This window comes from Streptomyces sp. NBC_01520 (assembly GCF_045040375.1).
In the GTDB taxonomy this organism is placed as follows: Bacteria; Actinomycetota; Actinomycetes; order Streptomycetales; family Streptomycetaceae; genus Streptomyces.
In genome coordinates this window covers 1,825,047-1,840,209 of sequence record NZ_CP109404.1, presented here as the reverse complement: position 1 = coordinate 1,840,209, position 15,163 = coordinate 1,825,047, and the positions used below count along the sequence as shown (strand labels likewise).

The window sequence follows — 15,163 nt, the reverse complement described above, 5'->3', positions numbered from 1 at the left end:
GTACTGCTCAGGTCTGCCTGCCCCGGGGGCGTACCCCGGTCAGGCGGTCTCGCGGACGGACCGGGCCAGCGTGCGCAGGCCCTCGTCCAGCTCTTCGGGGGTGACGGTCAGCGGCGGGAGCAGCTTCACGACCTCGCTCTGCGGGCCGGAGGTCTCCAGCAGCAGGCCCAGCTCGAAGGCGCGCGCGCAGACGGCGGCGGCGCGCGCCGGGTCGGCGAACTCCATGCCCCAGACCAGGCCACGGCCGCGGAACTGCGCGGTCGGCTCCTCGGCGCAGATCGCCAGGAGTGTCTGCTCGACCTGCTCGCCGCGGGCCAGGGTCTGCTTCTCCATCTGGCCGTCCGCCCAGTAGGCGTCGAGCGCGGCGGCGGCGGTGACGAAGGCCGGGTTGTTGCCGCGGAAGGTCCCGTTGTGCTCGCCGGGCTCCCAGATGTCCAGCTCGCCCTTGAAGAGGCAGAGCGACATCGGCAGACCGTAGCCGCTGATCGACTTCGACAGCGTGACGATGTCCGGGACGATGCCGGCCTCCTCGAAGGAGAAGAAGCCGCCGGTACGGCCGCAGCCCATCTGGATGTCGTCGACGATCAGGAGCATGTCCTGGCGATGGCACAGGTCCTGGAGGGCGCGGAGCCACTGGGCACGCGCGACGTTGATGCCGCCCTCGCCCTGCACGGTCTCCACGATCACGGCCGCGGGCTTGTTGAGCCCGGACCCCTGGTCCTCCAGGAGCCGCTCGAACCAGAGGAAGTCGGGGACCGTGCCGTCGAAGTAGTTGTCGAACGGCATCGGGGTGCCGTGCACCAGCGGGATGCCGGCACCGGCCCGCTTGAAGGCGTTGCCGGTCACGGCGAGCGAGCCGAGCGACATGCCGTGGAAGGCGTTGGTGAACGAGACGACGGACTCGCGGCCCTTGACCTTGCGGGCGAGCTTCAGCGCCGACTCGACCGCATTGGTGCCGGTCGGGCCGGGGAACATCACCTTGTACGGCAGGTCACGAGGACGCAGGATCACGTTCTCGAACGTCTCGAGGAACGCGCGCTTGGCCGTCGTGGCCATGTCCAGGCCGTGGGTGATGCCGTCACGCTCGATGTAGTCGATCAGCGCGCGTTTCAGCACCGGGTTGTTGTGGCCGTAGTTGAGCGATCCGGCACCGGCGAAGAAGTCGAGGTACGAGTGTCCGTCCTCGTCCGTCAGCCGGGCACCCTGGGCCCGGTCGAAGACCGCGGGCCAACTGCGGCAGTAGCTCCGTACCTCGGACTCCAGGGTCTCGAAGACACTCAGGGCGGGCGGGGTGATGGTCACGGCGGATCTCCTGCTCGAGGGGGGTGACGGGCGGCGGGTGAGGCATGCCCCGGGCGGGGCGAGGTCGGGCCCTACGCGTGGAACGGACCGATGCGGTACAGCACTTCCGGCAGGTGCGTTCCCTCGGGGAACAGCCCGCCGTCGAAGAGCACCTCGCGCTCCAGCGGTACGTCGTGGCGCTGCGCGAAGGAGGTGAACAGCCGGTCGGACGCGGTGTTGTCCGGGGTGACGGTCGTCTCGACCGACGCCAGGCCCTGGTCGGCCGTGACCCGCGTGGTCAGCGCGTCCAGCAGGGTGGCGGCCAGGCCCTTCCCGCGGTGGGCGCGGTCGACGGCCACCTGCCAGACGACGAGCGTCCCGGGGCGGTCCGGGCGGATGTAGCCCGTCACGAAGGCGATGGGCCCGCCGGTCTCGTCGCGGGCGACCACGGAGGTCGCCGCGAAGTCACGGCACCACAGCAGGTAGCTGTACGAGGAGTTGAGGTCCAGGACCTCGGAATCGCGGGCGATGCGCCAGATCGCGGCTCCGTCCTCCACTCGCGGGGTGTCGATACTGAGGAATTCACTTCGGGCACGTGCAAAATCTGCTGGTGCGGCGGTCATGCGAATTGAATTTACCCAGCAAAAATCTAAATTGCATCGACGCAGGGGGTTGGGTGAGAGGGGTGGCTGTGTTATCACGCGTGCGCGGGCCGAGCCGGAACGAGCAGTGTTTTCTTGCTATTTGGCCAGGATTCATCCGGCATAACGGTCTCGCTGTGGGGTCGGTCACATGCGTGTAGCTCTTGTGACGCCTGTTCGGATTGAGTACGGCGAACGCGTCGGAACTGGAGTGTTTAGGGGTAAGGAAAGCGGGCAGAAGAATGCGGGGAGCTGCTCGGGATGAAGCAGCTCCCCTTTTCGTTGAATTATCGGACCAATTGCGGCCGGACTGCGGTTCGGATTGCTGCCGGATTATGGTCCGGATGATTGCGGTCCGATTGCGTTCCGGTAATTCAGTCGGTCGGCCAGGTTTCCGAGACGGCGTTGCGGGCAGCCTCGAAGTCGGCCTCACGGCCGGTCTCGGCGAGCGCGGCCCCCAGGGCGGCCAGCGAGGCGTGCACGGCGCCCCGCGTGGCGTCCACGCCGTAGTGGTTGACCCTGATCATCTCCGTGGACAGTGCTCCGCCGCCCGCGATCAGCGGCAGCGAGGGGTCGCCCGCGAGGGCCTTCGCGACGAGCGCCGAGGCGTCCGCCCCCGCGGGCACGCGCAGCGTCGTGGCGACCGGCGCCGCGGCACGGGCGTCGTGGACGTACGGCTCCAGTCCGGCTCCCAGGGCCACCGCCCCCGCCCGGGTCGCCGCCGCGGCCGAGGAGTGCCGCGCCGTCAGGGTGTCCAGGCCCTCCGCCTCGATCCGCTCCACGCAGGCCTCCAGCGCCAGCATCTCCAGCTGGGCCGGGGCGTGCGGCAGCGCCCTGCGGCCCGCGTCGATCCAGCGGGCCTTCCAGTCGAGGAGGGACAGGTAGGAGTGGCGCGGGGCCTGCGGGTTGGCGGCCATCCGCTCCCACGCCCGCTCGCTCACCGACACCGCGGACACCCCGGCGGGGCCGCCCATCGCCTTCTGCGCGCCGATGACGCACAGGTCCACGCCCCAGACGTCCGGCAGCAGCGGCTCCGCACCCACCGACGCCACGGCGTCCAACATGAACAGCGCGCCGTGCGCCCGGACCACCTCGCCGATCTCCGGGACCGGGTTGGTGTTGCCGGTCGCCGCCTCGGCGTGCACCAGCGACACGAAGTCGATCTCCGGGTGCGCGGCCAGCGCCCGCTCGACCTGCTCGGCGGTGACCGCCGAGTGGAAGGGCACGGCGAGGTCGACGACCTCGGCCCCGCAGTCCCGCAGCCAGTTGCCGAAGGTCTGGCCGTACGGCCCCGTGACGATGTTCAGCGCGGTCGAACCGGGCCGGGCGCCGCCCCGGATGCAGCCTTCGAGGGGCAGCAGCGCCTCGCCCTGCATGATGACGACGTCCTGCCCGGTGGCGAGGAGGCCGGCCACCCGCCGCTCGATCGCCGCGAAATGCGCGGCGGTGAGCGGGGCGAGGTCGAGGAAGGGGTGCGTCACGGTGGTGCTCTCTTCAGGTCGGTCGGTCCGCGGTCGGCGCTTGGGTCCGAGGGTACCCAGAACCTCCCGGAGCCCTCGGCGGGCCGCCTCGTACAGTGCTGTGCATGAGTGATCACGAGGTGGCGCGGGTGTTGCGGATCGAGGGGCGGGTGCTCGCCGGCCCCGACGACGTGCGGGACGGTCTCTGGGCCGTCGACGGGCGGATCACCTACGAACGGCCGCCGGGCGCCGACGACGCCCTGACCCTCACCGGCTGGGCGCTGCCCGGCCTCGTCGACGCGCACTGCCACGTCGGCCTCGACCGCCACGGGCCCGTCGACGCGGCGACCAGCGAGAAGCAGGCCCTCACCGACCGGGAGGCCGGAACCCTGCTCATCAGGGACGCCGGATCACCCTCCGACACCCGCTGGATCGACGACCGCGAGGACCTGCCGAAGATCATCAGGGCGGGCCGGCACATCGCCAGGACCCGCCGGTACATCAGGAACTACGCCCATGAGATCGAGCCGGGCGACCTGGTGGCGTACGTCGCCCGGGAGGCGAGGCGCGGCGACGGCTGGGTGAAGCTGGTGGGGGACTGGATCGACCGGGACGCCGGGGACCTGACGGCCTGCTGGCCCCGGGGCGAGGTCGAGGCGGCCATCGCCGAGGCGCACCGGCTGGGCGCCCGGGTCACCGCGCACTGCTTCGCCGAGGTCGCCCTGCGCGACCTGGTGGAAGCGGGGATCGACTGCGTCGAGCACGCGACGGGGCTGACCGAGGACACCATCCCGCTCTTCGCGGAGCGCGGCGTCGCCATCGTCCCGACCCTGGTCAACATCGCCACGTTCCCGGACCTCGCGGCGGGCGGCGAGGCCAAGTTCCCCCGCTGGTCCGCCCACATGCGGCAGCTGTACGAGCGCCGCTACGACACCGTGCGCGCGGCGTACGACGCGGGGATCCCCGTCTTCGTCGGCACCGACGCCGGCGGCTCGCTGGCCCACGGCCTGGTGGCGGCGGAGGTCGCCGAGCTGGTGAAGGCGGGCATCCCGCCCCTGGAGGCGCTCTCCGCGACGGCCTGGGGCGCGCGGCGCTGGCTGGGCAGGCCGGTGCTGGAGGAGGGCGCCCCGGCGGACCTGGTGGTGTACGACGAGGATCCGCGGGCGGACGTACGGGTGCTGGCGGCCCCGCGGCGGGTGGTGCTCGACGGGCGGGTGGTCGGCTGACCGCCCGTGGGCGTCAGGTTGACGAGCGGTGTCCCCGGAGGTCACCGCTCGTTGAACCACCTCGGTGCGCGATCCGGCGGCCGTACGAACGCGCCGCCCACGCTCGGCGATACGGGTGACTCCGAGGCGCGTGCGGGTGACACCGAGGAACTCCTGTGCCGGAAGATTCGAATACGTACGCTAAAACCCCTCTTTGGAGTGAACTGACGCCAGGTATCTGTCAGTTCACTCTCTGTGCGTAAAGATTCACGGAGTCGAGGCCACCGGTGCCCGCGATGTCCCCCATTGGACGGCGCCGGTGGCTCCATGTCTCTTGTGGGGGTTCCACCATTTTGAACAGCAACACCTTCCGTCTGGCTGCCCTGGCGGTCGCCGCCGCTCCCGTCGCCCTGCTGGTCGCCGTCCCCGCCCAGGCCGCCACCGCGACGACCCCGGCCACCCCGGCCGGCAGCCACGGAAAGGCGACCGCGGTCGTGCTCCGCGCCGGGCTCGACGTGTCGCTCCTGAACAAGGCGGTCCACGTGCCGCTCAACGCCGCGCTCAACGACGTGCGGGCACCTGCGAGCGCGGAGAGGACCGCGCTCAGTGTGGAGGTCGACGGGGCCGAGAAGGGACGGCCGGTCCGTCTGCTGAAGGCCGACGTCGCCACGGCGGACGCCACGGTGGACGCGCACAGGGCCGAGGGGTACACCAACCTCGTCAAGGCCCGGGTGCACGTCCCCGGCCTCCCGCTGCTCTCCCTGATCGAGGTGGAGAAGGTCACCTCCAGGGCGCTGTGCGAGGTGGGCAGGAAGCCGGTCGCCGAGTCGAACGTGCTGGGGCATGTGAAGGTGCTCGGCAAGAAGATCCGGCTGACCTCCGGCGGCACGACGAACGTCGAGGTGCCGGGCGTCGGAGAGGTGACCCTCGACCTGTCGAAGACCCGCACCACGACCCGTACGGCCGCGGCGACCGCGCTCCGGCTGCGGGTGTCCGTGAATCCGCTCGACCTCAACGTCGCCGATGTCCAGGGCGAGATCACCCTGGCCGGGGCGACGTGCGAGACGCCGAAGGGCGGCGGTTCCCACAGCGGCGGTTCGGGTGACGGGGGCTCGGACAACGGCGGCTCCTCCGGCGGGGGTTCTGACGGCGGCTCGACCGACGGCGGCTCGGACAGCGGCGGTTCGACCGACGGCGGAACCGACGCGGGCACGTCAGGCACCGGCGGATCCACGGCCGGATCCACCGGCGGATCCGGTGACACGGCCGGCAGCGGGAACACGGCCGGCGGCGACACGGCCGGCACGGGCGGCAAGGACGACGGCGGCGGCAAGGACGACGGCGGTGACGTGAAGACCCAGACGGGCGCCGAGGCGGCGGCACCCGCCGGCGGCGACCTCGCCGAGACCGGCTCCAGCTCCTCGACCCCGTACATCGCGGGAGGCGCGGCCCTCCTGCTGGCGGTCGGCGCCGGGGCCACCGTCGTCGCCCGCAGGCGCGGCCAGAACTGATCACGCCCGAGGGAGCAGGGGGCGGGCGGGGAGCGGTGCTCGCGCGAGTGAGCACCGCTCCCCGCCCGGGGGCCGTCAGTCCGCGGCCCGCCGCGGCAGTCCCTGCAGCGCCAGGTCGAGCGCCTGCAGGAACCGGTTGGTCGTCACCCGGTCACGCACGGCCAGCCGCAGCCAGTCGCCGCCCAGCCCGGGGAACGTGTCCCCGCGCCGCGCCGCGAAGCCCAGCGACCGCAGCCGCTCCCGTACCTCGTCCGCCCGGTCCAGCCGGAGCAGGACGAACGGCCCCGCGGCCGGCTCCACCACCCGCACCTCACCGAACTCCGCGAGCCCGGCCAGCAGATGCGCCCGGTCCACCGTGACCCGGTCCGCCGCGTCGGCGGCCTCGACCAGCGCCCGCGGCTCCATGCACGCCTCGGCCGCCGCCAGCGCGGGCGAGGACACCGGCCACAGCGGCTGCGCCTCCTGGAGCAGGGTGACCGTCGCCGGATCCGCGAGGACGTAGCCGATCCGCAGCCCCGCCAGACCCCAGGTCTTGGTCAGGCTCCGCAGTACGACGAGCCCCGGGACGTCCTCACGCCCGCACAGCGCCTCCCGTTCGCCCGGAACGGCGTCCATGAACGCCTCGTCGACCACCAGCGTCCGCCCGGGCCGCGCCAGTTGCTCCAGCACGGCGGCGGGATGCAGCACCGACGTCGGATTGGTCGGATTGCCGATCACCACCAGATCCGCGTCCTCGGGCACCGCCGCCGGATCCAGCCGGAAGCCGTCCTCCGGCCGCAGCACCACGCGTTTGACCTCGTGCCCGGCAGCGCGCAGCGCCGCCTCCGGTTCGGTGAACTGCGGATGCACCACGACCGGACGTCTGGCCGGCAACGCGCGCGCGATCAGCACGAACGCCTCCGCCGCGCCCGCCGTGAGCAGGACCCGTTCCTCCGGAAGCCCGTGCCGTCCGGCGACCGCCGCCCGTGCCGTACTTCCGTCCGGATAGGCGGCCAGCGAGCCCAGCGACGCGGCTATCCGTTCCCGCAGCCACTCGGGGGGCGTACCGGTCCGCACGTTCACGGCGAGATCGGTCAGGTCCAGGCCGCGTACTTCCGCGTCACCGTGGTGTCGCAGATCGGGCCCGGCGCTGTCGGGATGCTTCGTGTCCTTGGTGTGCTTCGTGTGCTTCGTGGGGGGGAGCATGGCAGCCATGGTGAACGGCCGGGCGCGATTCGTCGACGCCGGGGTGCCGATCCGTGCGGACCGGCGGGCCACCGCGCAGGTCGCCGACGCCGACTTCCGCTTCGCGACCAGGAGTTCGTCCGCACCGGCCAGTGCGGCGGCCTCGGCGACGGACGGCGTCCCCGTGGCGGCCAGCGGCGCCCCCGACGGGTTCGGTACGCGAACGGCCGCCAGTGCCGCGGCCGTCCAGGACCGCACCGGAACCCCCAGCTCCGCCGCCGCACCAGCGATGCCCGGCTCGTCCGCCCTGGTGTCGAGCGTGGCCAGCTCCACCACGTCGGCGACGGACAGCCCGGCCGTACCCAGTGACTCCCGGACGAGCGCGAGCACCTCCCCGGCCGGAACACCACGGCGGGCACCGACGCCGACGACCAGCGCGGCACGGGTCATGAACGGATCCTTCCGGGGGAACACAGGTAAGGGCGGCCTCAGGTGCGGGACCGGGGGGCAATCGGCTAGCAAGGCCCCATGGCGGTATTCGTCGCGCTCGGCGCGTTCCTGATGACCCTGGCGGGTGGCTGGGTCGCTCAGCGCGTCACCGACCGCCGGCACCTGGTGCTCGGCCTCGCCGGAGGGCTGATGCTCGGCGTCGTCGGCCTCGACCTGCTGCCCGAGGCGGTGGAGGCGGCAGGCCAGGAGGTCTTCGGCGTCCCCGCCGCACTGCTGCTGTTCGTCGGCGGCTTCCTCGTGGCCCATCTCGTCGAGCGTTCGCTGGCCGTACGCCAGGCGGCACACGGGGCGAGCGAGGAACGGGTGCCGCAGGTCGGGATGACGGCGGCGGCCGCGATGGTCGGCCACAGCCTGATGGACGGCGTCGCGCTCGGCGCCGCCTTCCAGGTCGGCGGCGGCATGGGCGCGGCCGTCGCACTGGCCGTCATCACCCATGACTTCGCCGACGGTTTCAACACGTACACGATCACCAGCCTCTACGGGAACGCCCGCCGCAAGGCCCTCCTGATGCTGTACGCGGACGCACTGGCCCCGATCGTGGGCGCGGCGACGACCTTGCTGTTCACCCTTCCGGAGGAACTGCTCGGCTGCTATCTCGGATTCTTCGGCGGGGCGCTCCTCTACCTCGCCGCCGCCGAGATCCTGCCCGAGGCGCACCACGAGCACCCGGCCCGCTCCACGCTGCTGTGCACCGTCGCAGGAGTGGGCTTCATCTGGCTGGTGGTCGGCGTCGCGGAGTGAACCCGCGACGCCGTTCACGCGCGGCACCGTTCCACGAACCGCCGGGCCACAGCGGGCTCGGCCGCCCAGTGGGTGTGCAGATAGCTCGCGTGCACCCCCTGCTGCACGAAGCCCTCCACCCGGCGTTCCGGCTGGTGCAGGCCCCAGGCGGGCGTCGCACCCGCACCCGGCTCCAGCACCGTCCGGTGGAACTCGTGCCCGCGCAGCCGCGTCCCGGCCACCGCCAGCACGCTGTCGGACACCGCCACCGCCTGCCGGTAGCCGAGCGTCAGCCGCTCGGACATCCGGGCCGACGCGTCCAGCACCCCGCACATCGGACGCCCGTCCAGCTCACGCGCCAGATACAGGAGCCCCGCGCACTCCGCCGCCACCGGGGCGCCGGACCTCGCCAGTTCGGTGACCGCCCTGCGCAGCGGCTCGTTCGCCGACAGCTCCGGCGCGTACACCTCCGGGAAGCCGCCGCCGATGACCAGCCCCGCCGTGCCCGCGGGCAGCTTCTCGTCGCGCAGCGGGTCGAAGACCACCACCTCCGCGCCGGCCGCCGTCAGCAGCTCGGAGTGCTCCGCGTACGCGAACGTGAACGCGGCGCCGCCCGCCACCGCGACCACCGGCCGCGCCCCCTCCACGGCCTGCGGCTCCGGCTCCCACGCCGCGTCGGGCAGCGCGGGCGCCGTACGGGCCAGCGCCAGCAGCGCGTCCAGATCACAGCCGGCCGCCACCCGCTCGCCCATCGCCCGTACGGCGTCGACGGCATCGGCCTGCCGCTCCGCCACCGGCACCAGACCCAGGTGACGCGAGGGCGTCACCACCTGCGGAGCCCGCCGCAGCGCCCCCAGCACCGGCAGGCCCGTCTCGTCGAGGGCCTCCCGCAGCAGCGCCTCGTGCCGGTCGGACGCCACCTTGTTGAGGATCACCCCGCCGATCCGCACCTCCGGATCCCAGGAGGCGAAACCGTGCACGAGCGCCGCGACCGAACGGGACTGCGACGACGCGTCGACGACCAGCACGACAGGGGCCCGGAGCAGCTTCGACACCTGAGCGGTCGAGGCCAGTTCACCCTGTCCCGAGGCGCCGTCGTACAGTCCCATCACGCCCTCGACGACCGCCAGACCGGCACCGGCCGCCCCGTGCGCGAACAGCGGGGCGATCAGCTCCGGACCGCACATGTACGCGTCCAGATTGCGCCCCGGGCGGCCGGTGGCCAGCGCGTGGTAGCCGGGATCGATGTAGTCGGGTCCCACCTTGTGCGGGGACACGGCGAGACCCCGCCCGGCGAAGGCGGCCATCAGACCCGTGGCGACCGTGGTCTTGCCGGTGTTGGAGGCCGGTGCGGCGATGACCAGACGGGGAACGCTCACCACTCGATGCCTCTCTGGCCCTTCTGGCCCGCGTCCATCGGGTGCTTGACCTTCGACATGTCCGTCACCAGGTCGGCGGCCTCGATCAGCTTCGCGGGAGCGTTCCGCCCGGTGATCACCACGTGCTGCGTGCCCGGACGGCCGCGCATCACCTCGACGACCTCGTCGGTGTCGATCCAGCCCCAGTGCATGGGGTAGGCGAACTCGTCGAGCACGTACAGCTTGTAGGTCTCCGCCGCCAGGTCGCGCTTGACCTGCTCCCAGCCCTCCCGGGCCTTCTCCTCGTTGTCGGAGTTGTCGCCGTGGATGCCCCGCTGGACCCAGGACCAGCCCTCGCCCATCTTGTGCCAGTCGACGGTGCCGCCCTCGCCGCTCGCCCCGAGCACCTTCAGCGCGTTCTCCTCGCCGACCTTCCACTTCGCCGACTTCACGAACTGGAACACCCCGATCGGCCAGCCCTGGTTCCAGGCCCGCAGTGCGAGCCCGAAGGCGGCCGTCGACTTGCCCTTGCCGATGCCCGTGTGGACGAACAGAAGCGGACGATTGCGCCGCTGACGTGTCGTCAGCCCGTCGTCCGGTACCGATACAGGCTGTCCCTGTGGCATTACGCGGCCCTCCCGGCTGCTTGAACATCCTTGACCAGCCCGGCGATCGAATCGGCGCGCAGCTCGTCGAGCGTGACCGCGGTGCCCCCCAGATCCCGGGCAAGCTGTGCGGCGAGCCCGAGGCGCACGATCCCCGACTCGCAGTCCACGACGACGGACGCCGTGCCCTCGGCGGCGTGCAGCCGCCCCGCCCGCGCGGCGAGCGCCACCGGTTCGGGGCCACCCGTCGCCCGGCCGTCCGTCACCACGACGAGCAGCGGACGCCGCGACGGATCACGCAGCCGCTCCACGCGCAGCACGTCGTGCGCCCTCAACAGCCCTGCGGCCAGCGGTGTACGCCCGCCCGTCGGCAACGACTCCAGCCGGGCCGCCGCCGCGTCCACCGACGACGTCGGTGGCAGCACGACCTCCGCGTCCTTGCCGCGGAACGTCACCAGACCGACCTTGTCCCGCCGCTGGTAGGCATCCAGCAGCAGCGACATCACCGCGCCCTTCACCGCGCTCATCCGCTGCCGGGCCGCCATCGACCCCGAGGCGTCCACCACGAACAGCACGAGGTTCCCCTCGCGCCCCTCCCGCGTCGCCTGCCGCAGATCGTCACGCCGTACGACGAGCCCCCGCCCGGACCGCCCGCGTGCCCGCTGGTGCGGCGCCGCGGCCTGCACGGTCGCCGCCAGGTGCAGCTTCGTCAGGGCGCCCTCCGGCCGCCGGGCCCCGGTGGTCCGCCCGTGCTCCGTACGGGCCCGGGACCGCCGCCCGGCCGCACCCTCGCCGAGACCGGGCACGCTGAGCATCTTCGTACGGAACGGCTCCGAGGCGCGTACGGGCTGCTGCTCCCCGCCGTGCGACGGCGAGGGCGAGGGCCGCCCCTGCTCCGGGGCCTCGCCGCCCTGCTCGGGACCGGAGTCACCGCTCCGGTCCGGGGCGTCGGGACCGGAGTCCTGCGGAGGCACCCCGCCACCGCCGCCGGGCCCGTCGGGATCGGGCTCGCCGTCGCCCTCACCCTCGTCGCCCGCCGCGTCCTTGAGCGTGTCGTCCAGCTTGTCCTCGTCGAGCCCCGGCGCGTCGAACGGATTGCGGCGACGCCGGTGGGGGAGCGCGAGCAGGGCGGCCTGCCGCACGTCCTCGGCGGTGACCTCGTCACGCCCCGCCCACGCGGCCAGCGCGGTCGCGGTCCGGGCCATGACGATGTCGGCACGCATCCCGTCGACCTCGAACGCCGCGCACGTAGCCGCGATCTGCCGCAACACGCCGTCCCCGAGCACCACCCGGGGCAGCAGGACACGCGCGGCGGCGATCCGGTCCCGCAACGCGGCCTCCTCCGCCGCCCACCGGCCGGCGAACCCGGCGGGATCGTCGTCGTACGCGAGCCGCCGCCGCACGACCTCGACCCGCTGATCGGTGTCGCGGGAAGCCGCCACCTCGACGGTCAGCCCGAAGCGGTCCAGCAACTGCGGGCGCAGCTCACCCTCTTCGGGGTTCATCGTCCCGACCAGCAGGAACCGCGCCGCATGCCGTACGGAGACGCCCTCGCGCTCGACGTACGAGGCACCCATGGCCGCCGCGTCCAGCAGCAGGTCCACCAGGTGGTCATGGAGCAGGTTGACCTCGTCCACGTACAGGATCCCGCGGTGCGCGTCGGCCAGGAGCCCCGGCTCGAACGCCTTCACGCCCTCCGAGAGGGCCCGCTCGATGTCGAGCGCGCCCACCAGCCGGTCCTCCGACGCGCCGACGGGCAGCTCCACGGTCCGCGCCGCCCGTGACACGCCGGTCCCGGCCTCGTGCGGACCGTCGGGACACGCCGGATCGGGCACGACCGGGTCACACGAGAACCGGCACCCGGAAACCACGGACACCTCAGGCATCAGCGCGGCGAGGGCCCGCACGGCGGTGGACTTGGCGGTGCCCTTCTCACCCCGCACGAGCACCCCGCCGACGGCCGGACTGACGGCGTTGAGCAACAGCCCCAGCCGTAGATCGTCCTGTCCGACGATGGCGGTGAAGGGATACGGGGTACTCACAGTGCCTCCTCTGTCACGTGCACAACATCTCCAGCCACACCAGGCGTCCGCCCCGCGTTCCGGGGCACCATTTCAAGCCTGTCCGGCGATTGAGTACCGGGGTCCGGGGCGGAGCCCCGGTCAGGCGCAGCCCCCAGCACCGGTCCTGCCGCAGGCGCACCCGGCGGCACGAACGGCAACCCCCGCGGCGCCCCCTTCGAGATCAACCGCCACAACGCATCCGTGTCCGCGTGCTCCTCGATCAGATCCCCCAGCCGGTCCAGCTGCTCCTCCCGCAACGCCGCGAAACTTGTGTCCGGGGCAGCCACGAACCGCCGCCCCGCCGCCCGCGCCACCTCCTCCAGGAACCGCCGCCGGAACCCGTCGCTCTCCAGCGACCCGTGCCAGTGCGTCCCCCACACCGAGCCCACCCGGCACCCGTCCAGGAACGGCTCACCGCCGCGCACCTCAGCGACCCCGTGATGGATCTCGTACCCCTCCACGGGCTCCCCGAGCGCCGAGCCGACAGGCCGGCCCAGCACCTTCTCCCGGCCGAAGCGGACCCGCACCGGCAGCAGCCCGAGCCCGTCGACGAGCCCCGCCCGCGACTCAACCTCGTCCTCGATCGACTCACCCAGCACCTGGAACCCGCCGCAGATGCCCAGCACCGGACGCCCCTCGGCGGCCCGCCGCGCCAGCGCGCCGGCCAGCCCCCGCTCACGCAGCCACGCGAGCGCCTTCACCGTGCCGCGGGTACCGGGCACGATCACCAGATCCGCGTCCGCCAGCTCCTCGGCCCGGTCCACGAACCGCACCACCACACCCGGCTCGGCCGCCAGCGCGTCCACATCGGTGAAGTTCGACATCAGCGGCACGGCACACACCGCGACCCGCAGGACGTCCTCCCCGTGCGGCGGGGCGACGACCGACTCCCGGACGGCGCCGCGCATCGACACCCGCAGCCCGTCCTCCTCGTCGATGCCCAGACCGTGGGCGAACGGCAGCACCCCGTACGTCCGCCGCCCCGTGAGCTCGTACAGCATGTCCAGACCGGGCTCCAGCAGCGAGACGTCACCCCGGAACTTGTTCACGAGGTACCCCGCGACCAGCTCCTGGTCCTCGGCGGCCAGCAGCGCCGTCGTACCGAAGAACGAGGCGAACACCCCGCCCCGGTCGATGTCCCCGACGACCAGCACCGGAAAGCGCGCGGCCCGCGCGACGCCCATGTTCACGATGTCCGTACGCCGCAGATTGATCTCGGCCGGACTGCCCGCCCCCTCGCAGATCACGGCGTCATACGTGCCCCGGAGCTGCTCCAGACAGTCCACGACCGTCCCGAACAGCGCCTCCTGCCGCCCCCCGTGATAGCCGCGCGCACTCATCTCGCCGACCGGCTTCCCCATCAGGACCACCTGACTGGAACGGTCGCCGCCGGGCTTGAGCAGCACCGGATTCATCAGCGCGGTCGGCTCCACCCGGGCGGCCTGCGCCTGCATCGCCTGGGCGCGGCCGATCTCGGCGCCCTCACGGGTGACGAAGGAGTTCAGTGACATGTTCTGTGCCTTGAACGGCGCGACCTTCACCCCCCGGCGCACCAGCCACCGGCAGATCCCCGCCGTGACGACGCTCTTGCCCGCGTCCGAGGTGGTCCCCGCGACCAGCAGCCCGCCGCCCGGTCCTGCGCTCATGCCCGACCCCTCCGTCCCACGGCCAGCCGACCGGCCACACACACGCCGAGGGCCAGCACACTCACGCGGCGCGACAGCCGCACCGCGCGTTCGATGTCCGCGACCCGCACGACCCGGCCCGCCTCCCCGTTGAGCACGGGCCGGTGCTCGACCCGTCCGCCGTACGCGAGGGTGCCGCCGAGCCGTACGCCGAGCGCACCGGCGAACGAGGCCTCGACCGGGCCCGCGTTGGGGCTCGGATGCTTCCCGGCGTCGGCCCGCCAGGCCCGTACGGCCGCGCGCGGGTTCCCCCCGGCGGCCACCGCGAGCACGGCCGTGAGGCGCGCGCCGGGCCAGCCGGCGAGGTCGTCGAGCCGGGCCGAGGCCCAGCCGTAGCGCAGGTGGCGGGGCGACCTGTGACCGACCATGGCGTCCAGGGTGTTGACGGCCCGGAACCCGACCAGGCCGGGCACCCCGCCCAGCGCACCCCACACCAGGGCCCCCACGACGGCGTCGGAGGTGTTCTCGGCGACGGACTCCACCACCGCGCGGGCGATCTGCTGCTTGTCGAGGGAGTACGGGTCACGGCCGCACAGATGCGGCAGGCGCTCCCGGGCCACCTCGATGTCACCGGCGGCGAGAGCGCCGCCGATGGTGCGGGCCTCGCGGCCCAGCGACGTCCCGCCGACGACGGACCAGGTGGCGGCGGCGGTCAGGGCCACGGCCGCGGCGGGACGGTTCCGTACGGCGCGGGCGGCCAGGGCGGCGGCGCCCGCAGCGCCTCCGGCGCAGACCAGCGCGTGCAGGGCGCCCCGGCCACGGTCGTCGCGCCACAGCCGGTTCTCGACGCCTGCCGCGGCCCGCCCGAAGGCGGCGACGGGATGACCCCGCCGCGGATCACCGAGGAGCAGGTCGCCGAGCAGACCGGCGGCGGCGCCGTACGCGAAGATGCGGTCGGCTCGCACGGTTCAGCCGGCCGTCGCGCCTCGGAGGGCCTTCGTCACGGGTGGCACAGGGACC

At 73.0% G+C, this 15,163-nt stretch carries 12 protein-coding genes; 3 read left to right on the top strand and 9 right to left on the bottom strand.

Features of this window, described 5'->3' with window-relative positions:
• Nucleotides 1-39 precede the first annotated feature (39 nt).
• The 3 genes from ectB to OG524_RS08360 form a co-directional block, all read right to left on the bottom strand.
• A complete protein-coding gene (gene ectB, locus OG524_RS08370) occupies nucleotides 40-1,302 on the bottom strand; it encodes a diaminobutyrate--2-oxoglutarate transaminase (protein ID WP_405809657.1) in 1,263 nt (420 codons plus the stop codon).
• A 71-nt stretch (nucleotides 1,303-1,373) separates the two neighbouring features.
• On the bottom strand, nucleotides 1,374-1,904 hold the full coding sequence (gene ectA, locus OG524_RS08365; protein ID WP_405391581.1) for a diaminobutyrate acetyltransferase: 531 nt from the start codon (nucleotides 1,902-1,904) through the stop codon (nucleotides 1,374-1,376).
• 392 nt (nucleotides 1,905-2,296) lie between these two features.
• A complete protein-coding gene (locus OG524_RS08360; RefSeq protein WP_405391582.1) occupies nucleotides 2,297-3,403 on the bottom strand; it encodes a pyridoxal-phosphate-dependent aminotransferase family protein in 1,107 nt (368 codons plus the stop codon).
• A 104-nt stretch (nucleotides 3,404-3,507) separates the two neighbouring features.
• Between OG524_RS08360 and OG524_RS08355 the strand changes: the two genes are divergently transcribed.
• Nucleotides 3,508-4,608 carry an amidohydrolase family protein gene (locus OG524_RS08355; protein WP_384499033.1) on the top strand — a complete coding sequence of 367 codons (1,101 nt, stop codon included), beginning with the start codon at nucleotides 3,508-3,510 and terminating at the stop codon, nucleotides 4,606-4,608.
• 332 nt (nucleotides 4,609-4,940) lie between these two features.
• The gene (locus tag OG524_RS08350) at nucleotides 4,941-6,098 is read left to right on the top strand and encodes an SCO1860 family LAETG-anchored protein (protein ID WP_405391583.1); all 1,158 of its coding nucleotides are present in this window, start codon (nucleotides 4,941-4,943) and stop codon (nucleotides 6,096-6,098) included.
• A 75-nt stretch (nucleotides 6,099-6,173) separates the two neighbouring features.
• On the opposite strand, the gene cobC is transcribed toward OG524_RS08350, so the two are convergent.
• Nucleotides 6,174-7,712: an Rv2231c family pyridoxal phosphate-dependent protein CobC gene (gene cobC / locus OG524_RS08345; RefSeq protein WP_405391584.1), complete on the bottom strand. Its 1,539-nt coding sequence runs from the start codon at nucleotides 7,710-7,712 to the stop codon at nucleotides 6,174-6,176.
• A 78-nt stretch (nucleotides 7,713-7,790) separates the two neighbouring features.
• On the opposite strand from cobC, the gene OG524_RS08340 reads away from it, so the two are divergent.
• Nucleotides 7,791-8,513, top strand: coding sequence for a ZIP family metal transporter (locus OG524_RS08340; RefSeq protein WP_405391585.1), 723 nt, complete (start codon nucleotides 7,791-7,793; stop codon nucleotides 8,511-8,513).
• A gap of 14 nt (nucleotides 8,514-8,527) precedes the next feature.
• On the opposite strand, the gene OG524_RS08335 is transcribed toward OG524_RS08340, so the two are convergent.
• From OG524_RS08335 to OG524_RS08315, 5 genes are read right to left on the bottom strand one after another with little or no spacing between them, the layout of a single operon-like run.
• Nucleotides 8,528-9,874 (bottom strand): cobyrinate a,c-diamide synthase, encoded by a 1,347-nt coding sequence (locus OG524_RS08335; RefSeq protein WP_405391586.1) that lies wholly within the window; start codon nucleotides 9,872-9,874, stop codon nucleotides 8,528-8,530.
• Complete coding sequence (gene cobO, locus OG524_RS08330; RefSeq protein ID WP_405391587.1) at nucleotides 9,868-10,476, bottom strand: cob(I)yrinic acid a,c-diamide adenosyltransferase; 609 nt, start codon at nucleotides 10,474-10,476, stop codon at nucleotides 9,868-9,870. Before cobO ends, OG524_RS08335 begins: the two co-directional genes overlap by 7 nt.
• The gene (locus OG524_RS08325; RefSeq protein WP_405809652.1) at nucleotides 10,476-12,497 is read right to left on the bottom strand and encodes a putative cobaltochelatase; all 2,022 of its coding nucleotides are present in this window, start codon (nucleotides 12,495-12,497) and stop codon (nucleotides 10,476-10,478) included. The genes cobO and OG524_RS08325 overlap by 1 nt, the downstream gene beginning before the upstream one ends.
• Nucleotides 12,494-14,164: a cobyric acid synthase gene (locus tag OG524_RS08320; RefSeq protein WP_405391589.1), complete on the bottom strand. Its 1,671-nt coding sequence runs from the start codon at nucleotides 14,162-14,164 to the stop codon at nucleotides 12,494-12,496. Before OG524_RS08320 ends, OG524_RS08325 begins: the two co-directional genes overlap by 4 nt.
• Complete coding sequence (locus OG524_RS08315) at nucleotides 14,161-15,108, bottom strand: cobalamin biosynthesis protein (RefSeq protein ID WP_405391590.1); 948 nt, start codon at nucleotides 15,106-15,108, stop codon at nucleotides 14,161-14,163. The genes OG524_RS08320 and OG524_RS08315 overlap by 4 nt, the downstream gene beginning before the upstream one ends.
• Between the last annotated feature and the right edge of the window lie 55 nt (nucleotides 15,109-15,163).